This is a genomic window from Cellulosimicrobium sp. SL-1, from assembly GCF_011033075.1.
GTDB lineage: Bacteria > Actinomycetota > Actinomycetes > Actinomycetales > Cellulomonadaceae > Cellulosimicrobium > Cellulosimicrobium funkei.
In genome coordinates, this window is record NZ_JAACJC010000007.1 from 231,827 (window position 1) to 250,752 (window position 18,926).

20 protein-coding genes are annotated in these 18,926 nt (G+C 75.3%); 6 read left to right on the forward strand and 14 right to left on the reverse strand.

Features of this window, described 5'->3' with window-relative positions; translation table 11 throughout:
- Window positions 1-14 precede the first annotated feature (14 nt).
- Window positions 15-857, forward strand: a complete 843-nt coding sequence (locus GWJ10_RS13085; protein WP_163187891.1) for an MBL fold metallo-hydrolase — start codon at window positions 15-17, stop codon at window positions 855-857.
- Window positions 858-914: 57 nt separating this feature from the next.
- Here GWJ10_RS13085 and GWJ10_RS13090 read toward each other — a convergent pair whose 3' ends face one another.
- The 6 genes from GWJ10_RS13090 to GWJ10_RS13115 all read right to left on the reverse strand — a co-directional run bounded on the left by GWJ10_RS13090 (window position 915) and on the right by GWJ10_RS13115 (window position 6,569).
- Window positions 915-2,168, reverse strand: a complete 1,254-nt coding sequence (locus GWJ10_RS13090) for a phospholipase D-like domain-containing protein (RefSeq protein WP_021482650.1) — start codon at window positions 2,166-2,168, stop codon at window positions 915-917.
- A 101-nt stretch (window positions 2,169-2,269) separates the two neighbouring features.
- Window positions 2,270-2,539, reverse strand: a complete 270-nt coding sequence (locus GWJ10_RS13095; protein ID WP_163187893.1) for a Rho termination factor N-terminal domain-containing protein — start codon at window positions 2,537-2,539, stop codon at window positions 2,270-2,272.
- Entirely contained in the window at window positions 2,526-4,154 is a 1,629-nt protein-coding gene (locus GWJ10_RS13100; RefSeq protein WP_163187895.1) for a PQQ-binding-like beta-propeller repeat protein, read from the reverse strand. Before GWJ10_RS13100 ends, GWJ10_RS13095 begins: the two co-directional genes overlap by 14 nt.
- Window positions 4,155-4,225: 71 nt before the next feature.
- The gene (locus GWJ10_RS13105) at window positions 4,226-5,287 is read right to left on the reverse strand and encodes a tyrosine-type recombinase/integrase (RefSeq protein WP_076404877.1); all 1,062 of its coding nucleotides are present in this window, start codon (window positions 5,285-5,287) and stop codon (window positions 4,226-4,228) included.
- A gap of 103 nt (window positions 5,288-5,390) precedes the next feature.
- Window positions 5,391-6,098, reverse strand: a complete 708-nt coding sequence (locus GWJ10_RS13110; RefSeq protein WP_241005800.1) for a histidine phosphatase family protein — start codon at window positions 6,096-6,098, stop codon at window positions 5,391-5,393.
- A gap of 240 nt (window positions 6,099-6,338) precedes the next feature.
- Window positions 6,339-6,569 (reverse strand): hypothetical protein, encoded by a 231-nt coding sequence (locus GWJ10_RS13115; protein WP_163187899.1) that lies wholly within the window; start codon window positions 6,567-6,569, stop codon window positions 6,339-6,341.
- Window positions 6,570-6,992: 423 nt separating this feature from the next.
- Between GWJ10_RS13115 and GWJ10_RS13120 the strand changes: the two genes are divergently transcribed.
- Together GWJ10_RS13120 and GWJ10_RS13125 are read left to right on the forward strand one after the other, a co-directional pair.
- Window positions 6,993-7,385 carry a hypothetical protein gene (locus GWJ10_RS13120; RefSeq protein ID WP_163187901.1) on the forward strand — a complete coding sequence of 131 codons (393 nt, stop codon included), beginning with the start codon at window positions 6,993-6,995 and terminating at the stop codon, window positions 7,383-7,385.
- 273 nt (window positions 7,386-7,658) lie between these two features.
- Complete coding sequence (locus tag GWJ10_RS13125; RefSeq protein ID WP_163187903.1) at window positions 7,659-8,081, forward strand: hypothetical protein; 423 nt, start codon at window positions 7,659-7,661, stop codon at window positions 8,079-8,081.
- A 61-nt stretch (window positions 8,082-8,142) separates the two neighbouring features.
- Here GWJ10_RS13125 and GWJ10_RS13130 read toward each other — a convergent pair whose 3' ends face one another.
- Window positions 8,143-8,667 (reverse strand): putative immunity protein, encoded by a 525-nt coding sequence (locus tag GWJ10_RS13130; protein WP_163187905.1) that lies wholly within the window; start codon window positions 8,665-8,667, stop codon window positions 8,143-8,145.
- A gap of 262 nt (window positions 8,668-8,929) precedes the next feature.
- Between GWJ10_RS13130 and GWJ10_RS13135 the strand changes: the two genes are divergently transcribed.
- Window positions 8,930-9,688, forward strand: a complete 759-nt coding sequence (locus GWJ10_RS13135) for a DinB family protein (protein WP_163187907.1) — start codon at window positions 8,930-8,932, stop codon at window positions 9,686-9,688.
- Window positions 9,689-9,719: 31 nt separating this feature from the next.
- Here the strand turns inward: GWJ10_RS13135 and GWJ10_RS13140 are convergent, their stop codons facing one another.
- Window positions 9,720-10,193 (reverse strand): hypothetical protein, encoded by a 474-nt coding sequence (locus GWJ10_RS13140; protein ID WP_163187909.1) that lies wholly within the window; start codon window positions 10,191-10,193, stop codon window positions 9,720-9,722.
- Between the two features lie 37 nt (window positions 10,194-10,230).
- On the opposite strand from GWJ10_RS13140, the gene GWJ10_RS13145 reads away from it, so the two are divergent.
- Window positions 10,231-10,671, forward strand: coding sequence for a pyridoxamine 5'-phosphate oxidase family protein (locus GWJ10_RS13145; protein ID WP_163187911.1), 441 nt, complete (start codon window positions 10,231-10,233; stop codon window positions 10,669-10,671).
- Between the two features lie 26 nt (window positions 10,672-10,697).
- Here GWJ10_RS13145 and GWJ10_RS13150 read toward each other — a convergent pair whose 3' ends face one another.
- From GWJ10_RS13150 to GWJ10_RS13160, 3 genes are all read right to left on the reverse strand, one after another.
- Window positions 10,698-11,441 (reverse strand): SHOCT domain-containing protein, encoded by a 744-nt coding sequence (locus tag GWJ10_RS13150; protein WP_163187913.1) that lies wholly within the window; start codon window positions 11,439-11,441, stop codon window positions 10,698-10,700.
- A gap of 153 nt (window positions 11,442-11,594) precedes the next feature.
- The gene (locus GWJ10_RS13155) at window positions 11,595-12,233 is read right to left on the reverse strand and encodes an FMN reductase (protein WP_043651674.1); all 639 of its coding nucleotides are present in this window, start codon (window positions 12,231-12,233) and stop codon (window positions 11,595-11,597) included.
- Between the two features lie 150 nt (window positions 12,234-12,383).
- Window positions 12,384-13,571, reverse strand: coding sequence for an LLM class flavin-dependent oxidoreductase (locus GWJ10_RS13160; RefSeq protein WP_163187915.1), 1,188 nt, complete (start codon window positions 13,569-13,571; stop codon window positions 12,384-12,386).
- 365 nt (window positions 13,572-13,936) lie between these two features.
- On the opposite strand from GWJ10_RS13160, the gene GWJ10_RS13165 reads away from it, so the two are divergent.
- A complete protein-coding gene (locus GWJ10_RS13165; protein ID WP_021483180.1) occupies window positions 13,937-14,281 on the forward strand; it encodes an RNA polymerase-binding protein RbpA in 345 nt (114 codons plus the stop codon).
- A gap of 86 nt (window positions 14,282-14,367) precedes the next feature.
- Here the strand turns inward: GWJ10_RS13165 and GWJ10_RS13170 are convergent, their stop codons facing one another.
- From GWJ10_RS13170 to GWJ10_RS13180, 3 genes are all read right to left on the reverse strand, one after another.
- The gene (locus tag GWJ10_RS13170) at window positions 14,368-15,186 is read right to left on the reverse strand and encodes a polyprenol monophosphomannose synthase (RefSeq protein ID WP_163187917.1); all 819 of its coding nucleotides are present in this window, start codon (window positions 15,184-15,186) and stop codon (window positions 14,368-14,370) included.
- Window positions 15,183-16,940 carry an apolipoprotein N-acyltransferase gene (lnt, locus tag GWJ10_RS13175; RefSeq protein WP_346773834.1) on the reverse strand — a complete coding sequence of 586 codons (1,758 nt, stop codon included), beginning with the start codon at window positions 16,938-16,940 and terminating at the stop codon, window positions 15,183-15,185. The genes GWJ10_RS13170 and lnt overlap by 4 nt, the downstream gene beginning before the upstream one ends.
- A gap of 284 nt (window positions 16,941-17,224) precedes the next feature.
- Entirely contained in the window at window positions 17,225-18,865 is a 1,641-nt protein-coding gene (locus GWJ10_RS13180; RefSeq protein WP_061267313.1) for an amidohydrolase family protein, read from the reverse strand.
- Window positions 18,866-18,926 lie beyond the last annotated feature (61 nt).

Here is an 18,926-nt window from a genome sequence, read left to right on the forward strand (position 1 = left end):
CTCGAGGAGGTTCCATGCAGGTCACGTTCCACGGGCACGCGTGCGTCACGGTGCGCCACGGCGGTCAGGTCGTCGCCATCGACCCCGGCACGTTCAGCGACGCCGCGGCCGCGCTGGCGGACGCCGGCACGGTGCTCCTCACCCACCAGCACCCGGACCACGTGGACACCGGGGCCCTCGGTGACGCCCTCGCGGCCCGGCCGGAGCTCACGGTGTGGGCGCCCGAGGAGGTGGCCGCCGCGGTGCGTGCCGCGCTGCCCGACGGCGCGGCGTCGCGCGTGCACGTCGTCGCGCCGGGGGACGGCCTGGACCTGGGCGGTCTGGAGGTCGTGGTGGGCGGGGGCCGGCACGCGGTGATCCACCCGGACGTCCCGCGGATCGCGAACGTCACGTACCTCGTGCGCGGGGACGGCGCGACGCTCCTCCACCCCGGGGACTCGTTCGACGCCCCTGACCCGGGCGTGCTGGGCGGACGGCGGCTCGACGTGCTGCTCGCGCCCGTCTCGGCGCCGTGGCTCAAGCTCGCCGAGACGATCGACTTCGTGCGCGCGCTCGACCCGCGGGTCGTGGTACCGGTGCACGACGCGCTGCTGTCGGACGTCGGGCACGGCCTCGTGAACCGGCTCCTGGGCGAGCAGCGCACCGGCGGCACGTACGAGTACCGGCCGTTGACGACCGGGGAGTCGATCGACGTCGCCGCGGGCGCCCTGGACGGCGCGGCGGACGCCGTCGCGCGCGAGCTGCGCGACGAGCACCCCGAGTTCGGGGAGGTCGCGCTGCTCGAGACCGACGAGACCGTGCCGCCGCGGCCGGAGGAGGAGGCGGCCGACGTGCTGCGCTCCGACCCGGCCCGCTGAGCCGTGGACCCGCCCGCCGTCGTCGTCGCCCGAAGGACGGCGACGACGGCGGCGCTGCTACAGCAGCGGGCGCAGGGGAGTGAGGACGACCTCGCTGAGCTTCGCCGCCACCGAGCGCGAGTCCCACTCGTCGAGCGTCAGCTCGCGCGAGTTCGACAGGTCGACCTCGAAGACCTTCTCCATCTGCTCGGCCACCCCCGGGTCCGTGATCTCGAGGTTCACCTCGTAGTTCCCCGTGAGGGACAGCCGGTCGATGTTCGCCGTGCCGATCGTCGTCCACGCGCCGTCGATGGTCGCGGTCTTCGCGTGCACCATGGCGTTGCGGTACAGGTGGATGCGGACCCCGCCCTTGAGCAGAGCCGTGTACAGGCCGCGCGACAGCCAGTCCGCGAGCACGTGGTTCGAGCGCTCGGGAACGAGGACCCGCACGTCGACGCCGCGCGCCGCGGCCGCGAGCAGCGCGGCCAGGATCTCCCGGTCGGGGATGAAGTACGCCTGCGTGATGTAGACGTGCGAGCTCGCGCGGTCGATCGCGTCGAGGTAGATCCCGCGGATCGGGAACACCAGGTGCGCCGGCGCGTTGCGGGCCGCGCGCAGCCGCGGCTCCCAGTGCACCGACCCCGGGTCGGCGAGCAGCGGCTGGTCCGACGCGCGGTTCGCGTTCCAGAAGTCGACGAACGCGTTGCGCAGCTCCCACGCGCTCGGCCCGACGAGGCGCACGTGCGTGTCGCGCCACTGCGTCGCGTACAGGGCGCCGATGTTGTACCCGCCCACGAACGCGATCTCGTCGTCGACGACGAGGATCTTGCGGTGGTCACGACCGGACTTGCGCACGTTGAGCATGAGCACGCCCGGGCGGAACACCGGGTACCGGATGACGTGGATCGGCTCGGGCAGGTCGAAGAACGCCTGCGGGACGACGAGGTTCGCGAAGCCGTCGTACACGACGAACACCTCGACGCCGCGCTCGCTCGCCTCGACGAGCGCCTGCTTGAACTCCTCGCCGAGCGCGTCGGCCTTCCAGATGTACGTCTCGAGCAGGATGCGGCGCCGTGCGCCGCGGATCGCGCCGAGCATCTCCCGGTACACGTCCTCGCCGTACGTGAAGACGGTCGTCGTGGTGCCCGCGACCTCGACGTCGGCGGGGGCCGAGCGCGGGAACGAGGCCTCGGTGGCGTTGCGGCGCTTGCGGATCGCGTCCGCGGTGACGAGCACGCCCGCGACCGTCACGGGTGCCGCGACGGCGACCACGAGCGCACGGGAGAGCAGACGGCGGGCGGTGCGCAGGGCGGAGTCGGCGGACAGGTGCACGCACTCACCGTAGCGGGCGGCACCCCGGGCGCGACCGGAAGACGGTCGCGCCGCGGGTGAGATCCGGCACGAGCCCGTCCCCGGCGGGTCCTGGCGCGTACTCAGTGCGAGCGCAGCGCGCGGACCAGCTCCGCCTTGCGCATGGAGGACCGCCCCTCGATGCCGATCTCCGCGGCGCGCTTGCGCAGCCTCTCGACGGTCCAGTCCTCGTAGTCGCCGGCCTTGCCGCCCTTGCGGCCCACGCTCGTGCGCGACGAGCCCGCCGCGGCGTTCGCGATGCGGGCCGCCTTCTCCTTCGAGCCGCCCTCGTCCCGCAGCTTCTCGTACAGGTCGGGGTCCTTCACGCTCGGACCCGGATCACGCTTCGGCAAGACGGCCTCCTTCACCTCGGTCCGGCGGCCCGGACGGCAGCGCCGGTCTCCCGACAGGCTCTCGCCCTCGTCGTCCTCTCGCACGCGGACGACTCCTCCCGCGCGGACGACGCTCCAGCACGACGACGCGCGACGACCCCGCGTCGACGTGCCCCACGTACCCCGCCAGGGCGGTGAACCCGGACGGGTCGCCGTCGCCGACGACGTCCCAGCGCACGTCCCCGTCGTCGAGGGAGAGGGCGACCGTCCGCGAGCGCCGCGACGAGCCGTCGGGGACGACCAGCGCGAGCGTGGCGCCGTCGGTGAACGCGGCCGCGACGCCACGGGTGAGATCGACCCGGACGCCCGTGGTGCCCGTGCCGTCGTCCGCCGTCGTGGTGGTGCTCCCGGGCGCCGTGCCGACGCCCGGCGCGGCGGGGCGACCGGCGGGCGAGCTGCGCGGCCACGACCACACGGGCTCGCCCGAGCGCGCGTCCAGGGCGACGACCCGTTCGCCGGTGACGACGACGGCGCGCTCAGCCGCGAGCGCGACGACCTGGGCGACGGGCTGCGCGAGCCGCCACCGCTCGCGCAGCCCGTCGCCGGAGCCGTCCGCGGCCGCGAGGGCGCGCACACCGTCGGCGGTGGCGACCAGCCAGGGGGCAGCGTCGTCCTCGGGGCCGACGAGCGGCCGCAGGAGCCGACCGTCGACGGCGGCGAGCACCGCCGCGTCCGGGGCGACGAGCTCGGTCGTCGCCCCGCGCCCGGGCGGCAGCACGCGGGTGCGCAGGAACGTCCCGTCGGGCAGCGGGACGACGTCGGTCGTGACGGCCGGGCCGGGGGCGTCGATGCGGGCGCCGGCGAGGGTGAGGACGGCGCTGACGCGACATCCCCGCACGACGAGCAGGCCGTCCTCGACGGTGGCGGCGGCCTGCCCGGCGACCTGGGGCCGGCACATCGGGGTGCGTTCCGCGTCGTCGGGCGGCACGTCGTGCCGCCAGCGCACGCGCGCCGTGCGGGCGTCCTGGAGCGCGAGGTGCACGACCCCTCCGGTGCGGGCCCACCGCAGCACGGTCCCGTCGGGCGCGGGGACCGCGCGGCCGAGCGTGTCGCCCAGCGGCACCGGGCCGGTCACTGGGCCGTCCGGGCCGACGACGTGCGCGACCGGGGCGAGCGCGGGTCCCGTCACGCACACGAGCGCCTCGGTCACCGGTCCCGCCGACTCGTCGGGGGTCGGTCCGCACGTGGCGGTGGCGTCGAGAGCGAGCCAGCGCCGGGCGCCCGAGGCGGCGTCGCGCCCCTCGACCCCGGCGGCGGTGACCGTGACGACCACGTCGTCGACGACGGCGACGCGCGGGGCGGCGGCGTCGACGGACCAGGCGGGGGCCGGGGGCACCGCGAGCGAGCGGACGGCGCCGGGGTGGGCGAGGCGGGCCTGCTCCGCCGTCGACGAGCGCCACGAGGCGACCGCGCCGAGCGCGACCGCGAGCGCGAGCAGAGGCGCCACGACGCGCGCGAGGAGGGTGCGTCGTCGGGCAGGGGCCGCGCGCCCGGGTGCCCCCTCCGCGGGTGTGCCGCGCCCGCCCGGCGCGGGCTCGTCGTCGGGGACGAGCTCCACCCGGTGGAGCGGGGCCATGCCTGCGACGCTACGCCTCGCCCGGCCGGGTGTCAGCGCCCCCGAGGTCACCGCCCGGGTGCTCGGGCCGGTCAGGCCTCGCTGGGTTCGAGCGCCGCGGAGAGCGGGTGGGCCCGGATCGCGGCCGCGAGCTCGCCCTCGATGCGGTCGAGGTAGACGCCGGTGGTCGCGATGGACGCGTGCCCGAGCAGCTCCGCGACGACCTTGACGTCCCAGCCCTCCGCGGCGAGCAGCGTCGCGGTCGTGTGGCGCAGCGCGTGCGGGGTCGCCTCGCGACGGTACTGCGCGGGCATGCGTTCGACGCAGCGCCGCAGCAGCCCGCGCACGGCCTGGGCGTCGATCCGGCGGCCCCGCCACGACAGCAGGAGCGCGCGCCGGGCGTCCGGGTCGTCGGGCCGGCGCGCGAGGAGCGTCGGGCGCAGGCGCGCGAGGTACTCCTCGAGCGCGTCCGCGAGCGGGGGAGACAGCGTGACGGTGCGGACGTGGCCACCCTTGCCCTGGATGCGCCATCGCGTCTGGTCCGGTTCGCGGGAGAAGTCGTCGAGGTTCGCCCGCTCGAGCTCGGACACGCGCGGGCCGAGGACGAGGAGGAGCGCGACGACGAGGCGGTCACGGAGCTGGAGGTCCTGGTCGCGGCGCGAGACGGCGGGCTCCCCGGGTGCGCGGGCGGCGGACACCTCGAGCAGCGAGGCCGCCGAGCCCGCGGACAGCGCGGTGCGGGCGACGCGCAGCCCGTCGCGCAGGCGGGCCGGGGGAGCGGCCCACTGCATCGGGTCGGCCTGCACCCAGCCCTCGCGCGCGGCGTGCGCGAAGAAGCGCGTCACCGACTGGCGGAACCGGTTCACCGTAGCTGCCGAGCGGCCCGTGCTGCCGGGCTTGCGGGACGCATCGGCGTACCGGCCGTCGGGCGTGGTCTGGTAGCGCAGGAGCACGTCGTCGACGTCCTCGCCCGTGACGTCGTCCAGGATGCGCGCGGGTCCCGCGAGGCGCGCGAACTCCGCGACGTCCCGCTCGTAGCTGCGGCGCGTCGTGGGGGACAGGATGCCGCGCAGGGTCTGCGCGGCGACGGACGCGAGATAGCGGTCGGCTGCCTCGGCGACGGTGATCCGCTCGAGGCGGGGCGGGGCGACCATGGTGCGGGCCTCCTGGGGGACGGGTCGCCGTCAGCCTAGGACGCGCCACCCACAGCGCTGCCCGCCCGCGGCGCGCTGACCTGCACCGACGCTCTTGTGGTCGTCAGCCGCGCGCCTCGGTGCCCGCGGCGAGGTGCGCGACGTCGCCCAGGGCGACGACGGCGCGGTTGTGGAAGTAGCCGTCCTCACGCAGCGTCGTGATGCTGCCCGAGGGCACCGGGAAGGCGACGTGCCCCGCGGCGTCGACGGGCATGCCGATCCAGGCCGCGACGACGAACGTGGCGGCGAACCCGTGCGTCACGACGACCTGGTGGTCCACGTCCCGGCGCAGGAGGTCCGTCGTCGCCGCGTACACGCGCAGCGCGACGTCGAGGCGGGTCTCGGCGCCGGCGACACCGACGTCGTGCCGCAGGCGGTCGCCCGTCGCGGGCGGCGGGACGAACCGTGCGTCGAGCCACGCCTGGGGCCGCCCGCCGGCCTCGCCGTAGGACGCCTCGCGCAGCCGGGGGTCGAGGCGCACCGCCGTGCCGAGCGCGTCGGCGACCGCGGTCGCGGTGCGGCGCGTGCGCAGGAGGTCGGACGTGACGACGTCCGTCCTCGCACCGGCCGGGACACGTGCGCGCAGCGCCGTCGCGACGAGGTGCGCCTGCCGCAGCCCGGCGGGGGTGAGGTCGGAGTCGTGCTGGCCGCCGACGAGTCCGTCGACGTGGTGCGTCGCCTCCGGGTGGGTCACGACGTGCACGGTGCGTTCGCGCACACCGACGAGGTCGGGCAGCGGGGGAGCGAGGAGCGGTCGGGGAGCGTCGGGCACCGGGACAGGGTGGCACATATGGCGGACAGGACGGTGGTGGCGAGGGGAGCGTCGTGGCGGGCGTGCACCGTGACGCAGGGGCAGCCTCGCCTGGAGCGGGGGATCGATAGCTCCGGCGGACCCGGCGGCAGGATGGTGATCCGAAAAAACGGCCGGCGACCCGTCGTGCGGTCACCGCTCGCACTCGCGCGTCACCATGGTGTTGACCTAAACACAATGGTTTGGGGCCTATGTCCGATTCTACGCATCGTAGCCGATGGTGCGGCCCCGAACCACCCGTCGGCTGCTCGGCGCTGCGACGGGTCGCGGCGAGCTCGCGAACGACGGCCGGTCGGCAGGCTCGTCGGCATGGTCCGTGGGTCGGGCCTGCACGGGGGACACCGTGCGCCAGATCCACACGCCGGCCGCCGCGAGGCCGCCGACGGCGCCGATGACGAGGAACGCCAGGACGGTCAGGACGAGCACCGGCAACCAGACGAGCGTCGCGCACGCCGTCAGGACGCGTCCAGACCGACGAGCGTCAGGTGCGGCGGCCGTGAACACCGACGCCGCCGAGCCGAAAGCCGCCGAGACGGAACCCGAGGGCGCTGGTGCGATCGTCGTGTCGATGCCGGTCCGCGACGCACGCCGCAGGGATCGCGCCGCGCGGCCAGTCGCTCGGGGGTCGGCGCCGCGGCTGGCGGGGGCGAGACGCTGCGGTGCGTACGTCGTCGTGCTCATGACGAAGGGGAGTCCACCAGGGCGCCTCGTGATGCGCTGGAGGGCGCTTCGCTTCGTCGTAATGACATAATGTACATTATCGGCGGTTGATGATGAGTGTTGTCATGGGTCGCCAAGCTCCTGCCAGCACGGGTCCGGAGCCTGTTCGACGGCTCGCTCTGACATCATCGCCGCATGGAGCTCGTGTGCCGCCGGTGCCATCGAAGCGTGCGCGTGGGCGCGGCCGAGTACGAGACCTTCGAGCGCATGCACTACGTCTGCTTCCACTACGAGTTCGAGCACCAGGACTTCGACGTCGACGAGAGCTGTGGTCTGGCCGGCTGCCCCTCCGAGGCGAACGGCTCCGGCAGGCGGACGGTCATCGGGACGGCCCGAGCCTTGGCGACCGCCGCAGCTGCCGACGACCCTTGGAGCAACCGTTCCCTCCACGAGTACCTCGAGGCGCTCGCGCGATGGCTCGAGAACTCAGACGCGTACTACCGCAACGATGCCGACCGCAGGACCACACCCCCCGACGGGTGGACGGTCGTCGACGATGCCCTGCGCGCGGCTGCGACGCACGAATGAAGACCCGTTGCCTCACGCGCGCCAGGACATCCGCGTGGTGTTCGCGCCACCGGGCGGTTCCAGGACCTCACGAACGACTTTCCCTGGTCTTGGCATGCTGCTGACCTGGACGCGCAGATCGCCGAACGCTGTTCCACGGACGCGACAGGCACGTGAGATGCGAGGTACCAACTACTCCCCCGGCGCCCTCGTCGAGCAGAGGTGCGGCCGAGAGCCGCCGAGCACCGCGGCCTTCGACGGCACCCTGCGGGTCCGCGGGTGTGTACTGGCCCTATGGGATCCGCCGGCCTGGAACCGTCCACCCGCTGCGCGATCGACGCGGTCACCGCGCTGCGTCTCGTGCTCGACGACGTGACCCTCGGTGCGCGCCGCCCGCTCGTCGGGCCGTCCGTCCTGCGCAGCCACGCGCTGTCGATGCTGTACCAGGACGTGCGCCGCGGCGCCCTCGACGACAAGACGGCGCGCGAGCGTCTCGAAGGTGTCGCGTCGCTGCGGATCCGTCTGCTCGGTGACCGGGTCTCGCGCGCGACGGCGTTCCGCATCGCGCGCGAGCTCGACGCCGACGACACGTCGGCCACCGAGTACGTCGCGGTCGCGACGCTCCAGGCCGACGTCCTCGTGGCCGGTGACGAGCAGGTCGCCGCCGCGGCGGACGGCCGGATCCCTCTCGTCGCGTACGAGGACCTCCTGCACTGAGCCACCAGGTCCGACCGCGCTCGTGACACCACGGTCGAACCCGTCCGAGCCGGGCTCGGGGTCAGTCGTCGAACACGTGCCAGCAGATCGCGCTGCGACGCCTCTGGTCGTCGAGCACGAGCTCGCGCAGCTCGGCCGGGATACGCCCGCGCTGCCGGTCCCGTTCCGCGAGGCGCGCCGCCTCGGCGTCCTCCCCGCGTGCTGCGGCGTCCGCGGCAGCCGCGCGGATCGCGTACGCCGCCGCGCCCAGCCCGTGGGCGGCGACGTGCGCCACGGCGACGGCCTGACCGGCCGCGAGCGCCGCGTACTTGACGGGTGCGGCTTGGTCGCGGCCGGCGGCGTTGGCGACGAAGGCGGTGGTGTGGGCGGTCTTCATGGGGACGTCTCCGCGTACCCAGGCGCGGGCGACGTCGAGGGCGTCCCGGGGTCGGGTGTCGTCGGGTCGTGCGCGTTCGAAGATCGGCAGGACGTGCTCGGCGCAGTCGACGGCCCACCGGGCGATCTGGTGGTGGTGCTCGTCGGTGAGGGTGCCTCCGCGTCCGATCGTGACGAGGCGGGGGTCTCGGTCGGTGGGCAGGATCGGCATGGTGCGATGCTCCCCCGGTCCGGTGTCGGGGCACCAGCCCTGGGGGCGCGTGGGCCGGGTCCTGGGGCTGGCGGCCGGGGGTGCTCTGGTGGGGCGAGGGTCGGGCGGCGTACGGTGCGAACGTCCCCGTTCGTCGTCCGCCCGGGAGGTGCTGAGGCCTCTCCCCCGGGCCGGGACCCTCGTGCCGTGTCGTCGGCGCGATGGGTCCTCTCCCCCGGGTCTGGCGTGTCCTGTCGGGCGGGCCGTTCTCGAGGAGGCGCTCATGGTCCGGTTCACCCGCTCCGACGATCTGCGGGGTGCGACGTTCGAGGGTGTGGACCTGCGGGGTGCGCGGTTCGTGGAGCCGGACCTGTCGGGGGTCGTGGTGCGGGGTGCGCAGGTGGAGGGTCTGGACGTCGACGCGCCGTGGTTGTCGGACGGCGATGCTCCGGTGCTGGTGAACGGTGTGGACGTGCGGGGGTTCGTGGAGGCGGAGCTGGACCGGCGGTTCCCTGGCAGGGAGCTGCGGCGGGCGGCGGACCCGGACGGTCTGCGGGTGGCGTGGGCGGCGCTGGAGTCCACGTGGGCGGCGACGCTGGAGCGGGTGGCGGCGTTGCCCGCGAGCGCCGTGGACGTGTCGGTGGACGGTGAGTGGTCGTTCGCGCAGACGGTGCGGCACCTGGTGCTGGCGACGGACGCGTGGCTGGGGCGTGCGGTGCTGGGGGTGGAGCGGCCGTTCCATCCTCTGGGGCAGCCGGGTCCGCAGGCGGCTGAGGACGGGTTGGACCTGTCGCTGTTCGCTGTGGGGACGCCGTCGTTCGGGGAGGTGCTGGAGGCGCGGGCCGGGCGGGTGGCGATGGTGCGGGACTTCCTGGCGGGGGTGACGCCGGAGTCGTTGGGGGTGGTGCGTCGCAACCCGTGGTCGCCGGAGTATCCGGAGACGACGTTGTCGTGCCTGCACGTGATCCTCGAGGAGGAGTGGGAGCACCACCGGTTCGCGGTGCGGGACCTGGCTGTGGTCGAGGCGTTGCTGGCGGGGTGAGCACGGGTGGCCCGGTCGCGGTGCGTGGGGATCAGGTGGTGCGTGACACCTGGGCAGCGAGGTTGGGGGTGAGCCGGGTGAGGTCGGGGTCGGTGGGGAGCCCGTCGGGGACGAGGGTGGCGGTGACGAGAGTCTGGGCGTCGCCGTACTCCACGCGGAGGTGGCCGTCGTCGAGGTCGGTGACGAGGCCGCAGGTGGAGGCTCCGGCGTCGTCGTCCGGGGTGTCGCCTTCGATGACGGTGACGAGGCAGACGACGTCCTGCCCGTCGCGGGTGCCCGACCCGGCGTAGAAGGTGGCCCCGTCGAGCTCGCTGAGGCGTCGCGCGGAGGTGGGGTCCATCTCGTCGGGCGTCATCGTGTCGACGAGGGCGTCGTCGGGGGTGGGTGCGTTGGCGAGGCGGGTGACGAGATCCTGCGGTGTCACGGGCCCGGAGCAGGCGGTGAGGGCGACGAGCGCGGCGCCGACGAGGAGGGTGGGTCGGGCCGGGTGGCGGGACAGGTCCATCGTGGATGGATATCACGGCGGAGGCTACGGTGGCGGCATGGATCGTGCGGCGTTCGTCGGCTTCGTCCGTTCTCAGGGGTGGGGGGTCGTGGCGTCCATCGGTCATGACGGTGGCCCGCAGGCGGCGTTCCTCGCGGTGGCGGCGACGGACGCGGGTGAGCTGGTGTTCGACGCGCGCGCGTCGTCGCGCAAGGTGGCGAACGTGGCCCGGGACCCGCGCGTCGCCGTGACGGTCGGCGGGACGGACGGGACGACCGTGCAGTGCGAGGGCGTCGCGGACGTCCCGGCCGGTGCGGACCGGCGGCGCTGCGCCGCGGCGTACGCGGCGGCGTTCCCGCAGTTCGCGGGGTCGTTGCTGGACGACGGCATCGTGCTGCTGCGGGTCACGCCGACGTGGGCGCGGTACGGGGACTTCCGCGACGGCCGGTCCGTGATGATCGAGGTCGACGTGACCGGGTGGGGCACGGCCGGGGACTGACGTAGTCCCCCGTCGGGTCGGGCCCGTCAGCCGAGCAGGGCCTGCTTCGCGCGGCCGTACTCGGTGTCGGTGAGGTCTCCGGCGCGGTGGAGGGCGGCGAGGCGTTCGAGCCGGGTGACGAGGTCCGCTCCCCTGCCGGTGGGGGCCGGGTCGGTGGTGGCGCGCCCGACGACGCGCCACAGGGCACGCGTGAACACTCCCGGTCGGCGGTCGGTCCCGGCATGGTCGGGGCGCAGGTGCGGGAGCCGGGTGGAGGGCACAGTGCGGTCGTCGAGCTCGATGGCGCCGGGGCGGGTGGCGGCGAGCGAGCGGGCGAAGCGCGCGAACCGTGCGGAGGAGCCTTCGAGCAGGACGGCGCGCGTGGCGCGGGTGGTGGGGTGCTGGTCGTCGCGCCAGGTGACGGCGACGGTGGGGCCGTCGCCGGTGACGGTGACGACGGGCCGCCCGGCGGGCTGCACGACGGTGCCGTCGCCGCGCACGAGGCGCAGGCGCGTGCCGTCCCACACGAGGCGGCCCCCGGCGACGTGGAACATGGCGGGGTACCGGGGTGTGGCGGTGAACCGGGCGGCGTTGGGGGTGGGCTGCGGTGCCCGGACGATGCCGACGGGCCGGCGCCGGGGTGGGGCCGCGACGTCCTGGTCGGGGCGGGGCGCGTGGTCGGCGAGGGCTTCGACGACGGGGACGGCGAGGGTCTGCGGGGCGGCGGGGCGCGTGGCCGGTTCCGGGTCGCCGGGTCGCGCGGCCTGGCCCTCGGTGGTGCTGCGGCGCATGGTGCTCCCCCGTCGTCGTCGGTCCCCCGATCCTGCCGCGACGGGCCTGCCGGGGGCAAGGCGGGTCGCGGTGCAGGCGGGGTGTCGTCGCAGGTCGGGCGGGGGTGCGCGCCCCGGCCGGAGCACCGGTGGCCGGGGCGCGCGGTCAGGAGGTCACAGGCCGCCGAGCAGGGCCGTGAAGTCGGGCGTCCCGGCGAACGGGTCGGCGGGGCCGGTGTTCTTGCGCAGCGCGACCTTCTCCGCGAGCTCGCGGCCCGCGCGGGCGATGCGGGCGGGCAGGCCGCCCCCGGAGTCGCCCTCGGCGGCCGCCCAGTCGTCGGTCGCGGCGAACACGGACGTCGTGGCGACGTCGGCCCGCAGGTAGGTGAACAGGGGGCGCAGCGAGTACTCGAGCGCGAGCGAGTGGCGGGCGGTGCCGCCGGTCGCGCCGAGCAGGACGGGCGTGCCGGTGAGCGAGTCCTTGTCGAGGACGTCGACGAACGACTTGAGCAGCCCGGAGTAGGTGGTGGTGAACAGCGGGGTGGTCACGACGATCCCGTCGGCGGCGGTGAGGCGCTCGAGCACGCCCGCGAGGTCGCCGGTCGGGAAGCCGGTGAGCATGGCGTCGACGACGGCGTGCGCGTGGTCGCGCAGCTCGACGGTCTCGATCTCGGCGCTCACGCCGAGGCCCTGCAGCTCGCGCACCGTGGCCTCGCCGAGCCGGTCGGCGAGCAGGCGCGTGGAGGACGGCTTGGACAGCCCGGCGGACACCACGACGAGGCGGCGGTCCGGGGCGGGGGTGCTGGCGGTCATGCGGTGCTCCTGAGGTGCTGACGTGCGGTGCGGGGTGCGGCCCGTCGTGGGCCGGGTGCTGCCGTGCCCGACGGCGGCCGGTCGCGGGTGCGGGGCACTCCTCGACCGTACGCCGTCGGGCGGGTGGTCACGGCGCGGGTGTCGCCGGTGTCATAGGCCGAACGCGGCACCGGCGGTGGCGGTGCGGGTGTCGTCCTCGGCGGTGCGCCCGGTCCAGAGGTCCTCGGTGCCGCCGACGTGCGCGGCGCCCTCGGTCCCGGCGGCGCGGGCGGCCGCGACGCGCTCGGCGTGGCTCGGCGGGTTCGCCGGCACGTGCGCGGGGCGCACGGCCTCCATCTCCTTGCGCAGCACGGGCACGACCTCGCCCGCGAGGAGGTCGATCTGCTCGAGCACGGTCTTGAGCGGCAGGCCCGCGTGGTCGACGAGGAACAGCTGACGCTGGTAGTCGCCCACGTGGTCGCGCATCGCGGCGTACCGGTCGATGACCTGCTGCGGCGAGCCGACGGTGAGCGGCGTCTCGCGCGTGAAGTCCTCCATGGAGGGCCCGTGCCCGTAGACGGGCGCGTTGTCGAAGTAGGGGCGGAACTCGTCCCACGCCTTCTGGGAGTCCTTGCGCATGAACACCTGGCCGCCGAGCCCGACGATCGCGGTGTCCGCGGGGCCGTGGCCGTGGTGCTCCCAGCGCTGACGGTAGAACTGCACCATCTGCTTCGTGTGGCTCATGGGCCAGAAGATGTTGTTGTGGAAGAACCCGTCACCGTAGTAGGCGGCCTGCTCGGCGATCTCGGGGCTGCGGATCGACCCGTGCCACACGAACGGCGGGACGCCGTCCAGCGGCCGCGGCGTCGAGGTGAAGCCCTGGAGCGGGGTGCGGAACTTGCCCTCCCAGTCCACGACGTCCTCGGTCCACAGCCGGCGCAGCAGCGCGTAGTTCTCGATCGCGAGCGGGATGCCCTGCCGGATGTCCTGCCCGAACCACGGGTACACCGGGCCGGTGTTGCCGCGGCCCATCATGAGGTCCATGCGGCCGTCGGAGATGACCTGGAGCATCGCGTACTCCTCCGCGAGGCGCACCGGGTCGTTCGTCGTGATGAGCGTGGTCGAGGTCGACAGGACGATGTTCTTCGTCATGCCCGTCAGGTAGCCGAGCATGGTCGTCGGCGAGGACGGGACGAACGGCGGGTTGTGGTGCTCCCCCGTGGCGAAGACGTCCAGCCCCGCCTCGTCCGCGTGCTTCGCGATCGTCAGCATGGACCGCACGCGCTCGGTGTCGTCGGGGGTCCGGCCCGTCGTGGGGTCCGTCGTGACGTCGCCGACGGTGAAGATGCCGAACTGCATGGTGTGCTCCCGTGAGTCCTAGGTCGATGCGTTTGCATGTACATGCCGCTCAACCCGGCTCCCCCCGGGTTTGTTCCCACACTCCCGGCCCGGGGGTGTGAGCGTGCACACGTCCGGGGCCGGGCGGGGGCCGCGGAGTTGCGCGGGGCATCGAAACCCGGGAGCCTGGGACGGCGCGCCGAGGCGGGCCGGCACGACGCACCGCGGGGGCCACCAGGTCGTGAGGCCCCGCGACGTTCACCGGACCTTCACGGCGCGTCGGAACACCGACCGCACGTGAGGCGTTGCCTCTCGTAGACCGGGCCGCTGCCCGCACCCCCACCGGGCGCGCCCACCCACCCCCGAAGACCCCTCAGGAGGACACCATGGCCGACCGTTCGCTGCGCGGGATGAGCATCGGTGCGAAGAGCATGGAGTCGGACGAGGGCGTCGACTTCGCCCCCCGCTTCCAGGCGCACTACGACTGCCCCAACGGGCACACCATCATCCTGCCGTTCTCGACCGACGCCGAGGTCCCCCCGGTGTGGGAGTGCCGCTGCGGCGCCGAGGCGCTGCTGCGCGACGCGGAGCGCCCCGAGCCCAAGGCCGGCAAGCCCGCCCGCACCCACTGGGACATGCTGCTCGAGCGCCGCACCATCTCCGAGCTCGAGGAGCTCCTCGACGAGCGCCTCGGCCTGCTGCGCGCCGGCAAGCTGCGCCGCAGCGCCTGACGCCTCGCCGCACCCGTCACGAGAGGCCCGGACCCCCGCGAGGGGTCCGGGCCTCTCCACGTCGCGCCCAGCACCGCGGCGACGCCTCAGCGCGTGCCGCGCCGCCCCGCGACCGACCGCGCGAGGCTCGCGAGCTGGGCCGCGCGCCGTCGGGCACCCCAGACCGTGACCTTCCACAGCGCCTCGGTGACGATCGCGCGGCTCATCTTCGACCGCCCCGCCGTGCGCTCGACGAACGTGATCGGCACCTCCGTCGCGCGACCCCCCGTCCGCAAGACCCGCCACGCCATGTCGACCTGGAAGCAGTACCCGTGCGACTCCACGCTCGCGAGGTCGACGGCGCGCAGCGCGGACGCGCGGTAGGCGCGGTAGCCCGCCGTCGCGTCGCCCAGGTGCAGCCCCAGCGCGAGGCGCACGTACGCGTTGCCCGCGCGCGAGAGCACCTCGCGGTGCCGCGGCCAGTTCTCCACGCGCCCGCCCGGGACCCACCGCGACCCGATGACGAGGTCCGCGCCGTCGTGCGCGCCGTCCGCCGTGGCCGGGCCGAGGGCGGCGAGCAGGGACGGCAGCTGCTCCGGCTGGTGGGAGCCGTCGGCGTCCATCTCCACGAGCACGTCGTACCCGGCGTCCAGGCCCCACCCGAACCCCGCGACGTACGCGGCGCCCAGGCCCTCCTTCCCGGCCCGGTGCAGCACGTGCACGCCCGGGTCGACGGCGGCCGCGGCGTCGGCGAGGTCGCCCGTCCCGTCCGGGCTCGCGTCGTCCACGACGAGCACGTCCGCGTCCGGCACCGCGGCGCGCAGGCGCGCGAGCGTGCCCGGCAGGGTCAGCGCCTCGTCGTACGTCGGCACGACGACGAGCACGCGCCCGCCCGGGACGCCGCCCTCCCCCGCGCGCGGGCTCACGGCGCCTCGTCCCCGGCCGGCGCCGCGGCGGTCCGGGTGCGGCGCTCGCGGACGGCGGTGACGACGCCCGCGGCGAGGAGGCCGAGGGCGAGGAGCTCGACGGCGCGGCCCGGCCAGTCCCCGGCCCGCACGGCGGGCGTGAGGCTGGTGCGCAGCGGCAGGTCGGCGACCATCTGGTCGGCGGTGAACAGGCCCGTGCTCTGCAGGAGCGTGCCGTCGGGGGCGATGACGCCGCTCACGCCGACGGTCGAGACCTGCACGGTCGCGCGGCCCGTCGACACGGCGCGCAGCCGCGACATCGCGAGCTGCTGCGTCGACTCGGCGGTGTACCCGAACGAGGCGTTGTTGGTCGGCACGACGAGCAGCTCGGCGCCCGCGTCGACCGCGTCGTTCACGAGGCCGTCGTAGGCGACCTCGAAGCAGATGACGACGCCGAGCGGCACCGTGCGCCCCAGGCGGGGCGCGTCGAGGTCGACGACGCCGGTCTCGATGCCCGCGATCATGTCGATGCTCACGCGGTCGACCTGGTCGGAGAACACGCGCAGCAGGGAGCGCAGCGGGATGTACTCGCCGAACGGTGCCGGGTGCTGCTTGGCGTAGCGGTCGACGACGCCGGTGCCCGGCTCCCACAGGAGCGACACGTTGTACCGGCCGCCGGTCTCGGGGTACTCCTGCGCGCCGACGAGGATCGGCGCGCCGACCTCCTGCGCGACGTCGTCGACGGCGCGCGCCACCTCGGGCGTGGTCTGCGGGTCGAGGTCGGACCCGTTCTCGGGCCACAGCACGACGTCGAGGTCGCCCGGCTCGACGTCGTCGAGGAGCGCGAGCGTGCCCTGCAGGTGGTTGTTCAGCACCTCGGCCCGGTTCGCGAACGACCCGAGGCCGGGCTCGCCCACGTTGCCCTGCACGGCCCCGACGGCGAGCGTGCCCGCCTCGGCGCGCGTGTCGAGCGGCACGAGCAGCGGTGCGACCACGAGCGCGGCCGCGACGGCCACGGGGACGACGGCGCCGGCCACGACGTCACGGCGGCGCAGCACGGCGAGCACCGCGACCGCGAGCAGCGCCCCGACGAGCGCGACGAGCAGCGACACGAGGACCTCTCCCCCGAGCCACGCCGCGCGACCCAGCGGGGAGTCCGCCTGGGAGAACGCGAGCCGGCCCCAGGGGAACCCGCCGAACGGCACCTCGGTGCGCGCCTGCTCGGCCCCGACGAACAGCACCGCGAACGCGACGGCCTGCTGCCCGGGGTGCCCCGTGAGCCATGACCAGCGGCGCGCCCAGACCCACGCGGCACCGAGCAGCCCGACGAAGCACGCCTCCATCACGGACAGCGCGAGCCACGGCACGGTCTCGGTCGCGTAGTTCGCCCACCACAGGTGCGGCAGGAAGAACGCCAGGCCCCACACCAGGCCCACGAGGAAGCCCCAGCGCGCGCCGTCGCGGCGCAGCGCCCAGAACAGGGCGGCCACGCCGACGAACGCGAGCGGCCACCACCCGCGGTCGGGGAACGCGGTGTCGGTGAGCAGGCCGCCCGCCAGGGCGAGCAGGAGCGTCAGGGGCCGCGACGGGACGGCGGTCGACGGACCCGCGGGGACCTCGCGCTCGGGTCGGCCGTCGGGCCGTGCGTTTGGCCCAGCGTCCGGCACGGCGTCGGGCTGCCGGTCGTGGGGCGTGCCCGTCTCGGGCGCACGGGCGGCCGTGCCTGCGGGGCGGGATCGCCCGGCGGGAGCGGCCGGGGGCTCGGGGGCGTGCACGGGTGCACCCTACGCCACGGACCTGCACGAAGACCTGGCGGGCCGCCACCGTCCGCGGAGGGTCGGCGGGGGCGGGAAAGGAGTGTGTGCGGGCTCGCGCGCCCTTCGGCCCGTACGACGCCGCCACCGGCGGAGCACGTTTTCTACTGAGCGCGCGAGCCCGGCCAGGTACCCGGCGCGGCACGCCGAGGGGTCGTCGTCGGTGGCTGATCCCCCTGCGGCCACGGGGGCCGGAACACCCTGTCGAAACTACTCCGGCTCACCGCCCTGTCAAGCGGGAGCGATCAGACGAAGGTGTCGAACAGGGGCACTCCGGCCCGCACGGTCTGCAGGCACCGCGGTCGCGGCACGTCCGGCCCGAGCTCGGGCAGCAGCGGCTGCCCCGCGCGCGCGTCCGTGCTCCACGACGACGTCGTGCGGCCCAGCGCGCCCTGCACCACGAGGTGCTCCCCGCGCCACACCGCGAGGTGCGCGGGCGCCCCCACGCGCAGCTGCCCGGCGCCGGTGTGGTCGAGCCCGGCGATGCGCCACCCGCCGCGCGTGTGCGCACGGAACGCGGCCCGGGCCGAGATCTGCTGGTCCGGGTCGACGTGCGACATCGCGGCGAGCACGCCCGCCCACGGGTCGATCCGCGTCACCGGCGCGTCCGACCCGAACGCGAGCGGCACGCCCGCACCCGCGAGGTCCGCGAAGGGGCTCAGGCCCTGCGCCCGCATCGCCCCCACGCGCGCCGCGTACATGCCGTCCGGGCCGCCCCACGCGGCGTCGAACGCGGGCTGGATGCTCAGGCTCACCCCGTACAGCAGGAGCGTGGCGAGCGCGGTCGCGTCGACGAACAGCGCGTGCTCGACCCGGTGCCGCGCCGCGCGCACCGCGCCCTGCCCGTGCGCCTCGGCCGCGAGGCCGAGCCCGAGCACGAGCTCGTCCATCGCACGGTCCCCGATGACGTGGAACCCGCCCTGCGTGCCGGCCGCCGCGACCGCGGACAGGTGGTCCGCGATCTGCTCCGCCGTGAGGTACAGGTTCCCGCGGTCGCCGCGGTCCGGCCCGTCCTGGTACGGCAGCCGCATCGCCGCCGTGCGCGACCCGATCGACCCGTCCACGTTGAGGTCGCCCGCGATGCCAGCGAGCCCGGGCACGTCCGCGAGGAGCGCGCGGGCGTCGTCGGCCGTGGCGCACAGCTCGCCCCGGTACCCCACGACGTGCGGCAGGCCCGACGACGCGTCCGCCGTGAGGGCGAGGATCTCCCGCAGCCCGGCGCGCGTGTCGATGTGCGGGGCGCTCATCTCGTGCACCGACACCACGCCCTGCTCGGCCGCGGCCTGCAGCGCCGTGCGGTACAGGTCCGTGCGCCGCGCCGGGGACACCGCCCGGGCGACGTCGCGCGCGACGTGGTGCGCCTCCCCCGCGACCCAGCCCGACTCGTCCCACCCGGGCCGCGTCTCGAGCGCGCAGCGGCGCGCGAGCGTCGTGGACACCACCGCCGAGTGCACGTCGACCCGCGCCGCGTACACCGCGCGGCCGCCCGCCGCGGCGTCGAGCTCCTCGCGCGTCGGGGGCCGCCCCTCGGGCCAGGACCGCTCGTCCCACCCGAAGGCGAGCACGACGTCGTCCTCGTGCGCGCCGGCCGCGGCCTTCGCGACGGCGTCGAGCGCGGCCGCGAGCGACGTCACGCCGGCGCTCGCGGACAGGTCGACGCCCGCCAGGGCGAGCCCGACCTCGAACAGGTGGACGTGGGCGTCGACGAACCCGGGGGCGACGAGCGCCCCGTCGAGGTCGATGACGCGGTCGGCGCGGGCGGCGAGCCCGTCGGCCGTGTCGTCGGCACCGATCCAGGCGATGACGCCGTCGTCGACGAGGAGCGCTTCCGCGAACGGGTCGGCCGGGGAGTGGATCACGCCGCCGCGGTACAGGGTTGAGGCCACAGTCCTTCACGATACCGCCACAACCCGCCGTGCTTCACCGCCCGGTGGCGGCGTCGGCGCA

Bases quoted from the DNA above. Each gene is read 5' to 3' on its own strand.
- GWJ10_RS13085 (WP_163187891.1), top strand. From the start codon at position 15: ATGCAGGTCACGTTCCACGGGCACGCGTGCGTCACGGTGCGCCACGGC.
- GWJ10_RS13100 (WP_163187895.1), bottom strand. From the start codon at position 4,154: ATGGCCCCGCTCCACCGGGTGGAGCTCGTCCCCGACGACGAGCCCGCG.
- GWJ10_RS13105 (WP_076404877.1), bottom strand. From the start codon at position 5,287: ATGGTCGCCCCGCCCCGCCTCGAGCGGATCACCGTCGCCGAGGCAGCC.
- GWJ10_RS13120 (WP_163187901.1), top strand. From the start codon at position 6,993: ATGGAGCTCGTGTGCCGCCGGTGCCATCGAAGCGTGCGCGTGGGCGCG.
- GWJ10_RS13125 (WP_163187903.1), top strand. From the start codon at position 7,659: ATGGGATCCGCCGGCCTGGAACCGTCCACCCGCTGCGCGATCGACGCG.
- GWJ10_RS13130 (WP_163187905.1), bottom strand. From the start codon at position 8,667: ATGCCGATCCTGCCCACCGACCGAGACCCCCGCCTCGTCACGATCGGA.
- GWJ10_RS13135 (WP_163187907.1), top strand. From the start codon at position 8,930: ATGGTCCGGTTCACCCGCTCCGACGATCTGCGGGGTGCGACGTTCGAG.
- GWJ10_RS13140 (WP_163187909.1), bottom strand. From the start codon at position 10,193: ATGGACCTGTCCCGCCACCCGGCCCGACCCACCCTCCTCGTCGGCGCC.
- GWJ10_RS13145 (WP_163187911.1), top strand. From the start codon at position 10,231: ATGGATCGTGCGGCGTTCGTCGGCTTCGTCCGTTCTCAGGGGTGGGGG.
- GWJ10_RS13150 (WP_163187913.1), bottom strand. From the start codon at position 11,441: ATGCGCCGCAGCACCACCGAGGGCCAGGCCGCGCGACCCGGCGACCCG.
- GWJ10_RS13155 (WP_043651674.1), bottom strand. From the start codon at position 12,233: ATGACCGCCAGCACCCCCGCCCCGGACCGCCGCCTCGTCGTGGTGTCC.
- GWJ10_RS13160 (WP_163187915.1), bottom strand. From the start codon at position 13,571: ATGCAGTTCGGCATCTTCACCGTCGGCGACGTCACGACGGACCCCACG.
- GWJ10_RS13165 (WP_021483180.1), top strand. From the start codon at position 13,937: ATGGCCGACCGTTCGCTGCGCGGGATGAGCATCGGTGCGAAGAGCATG.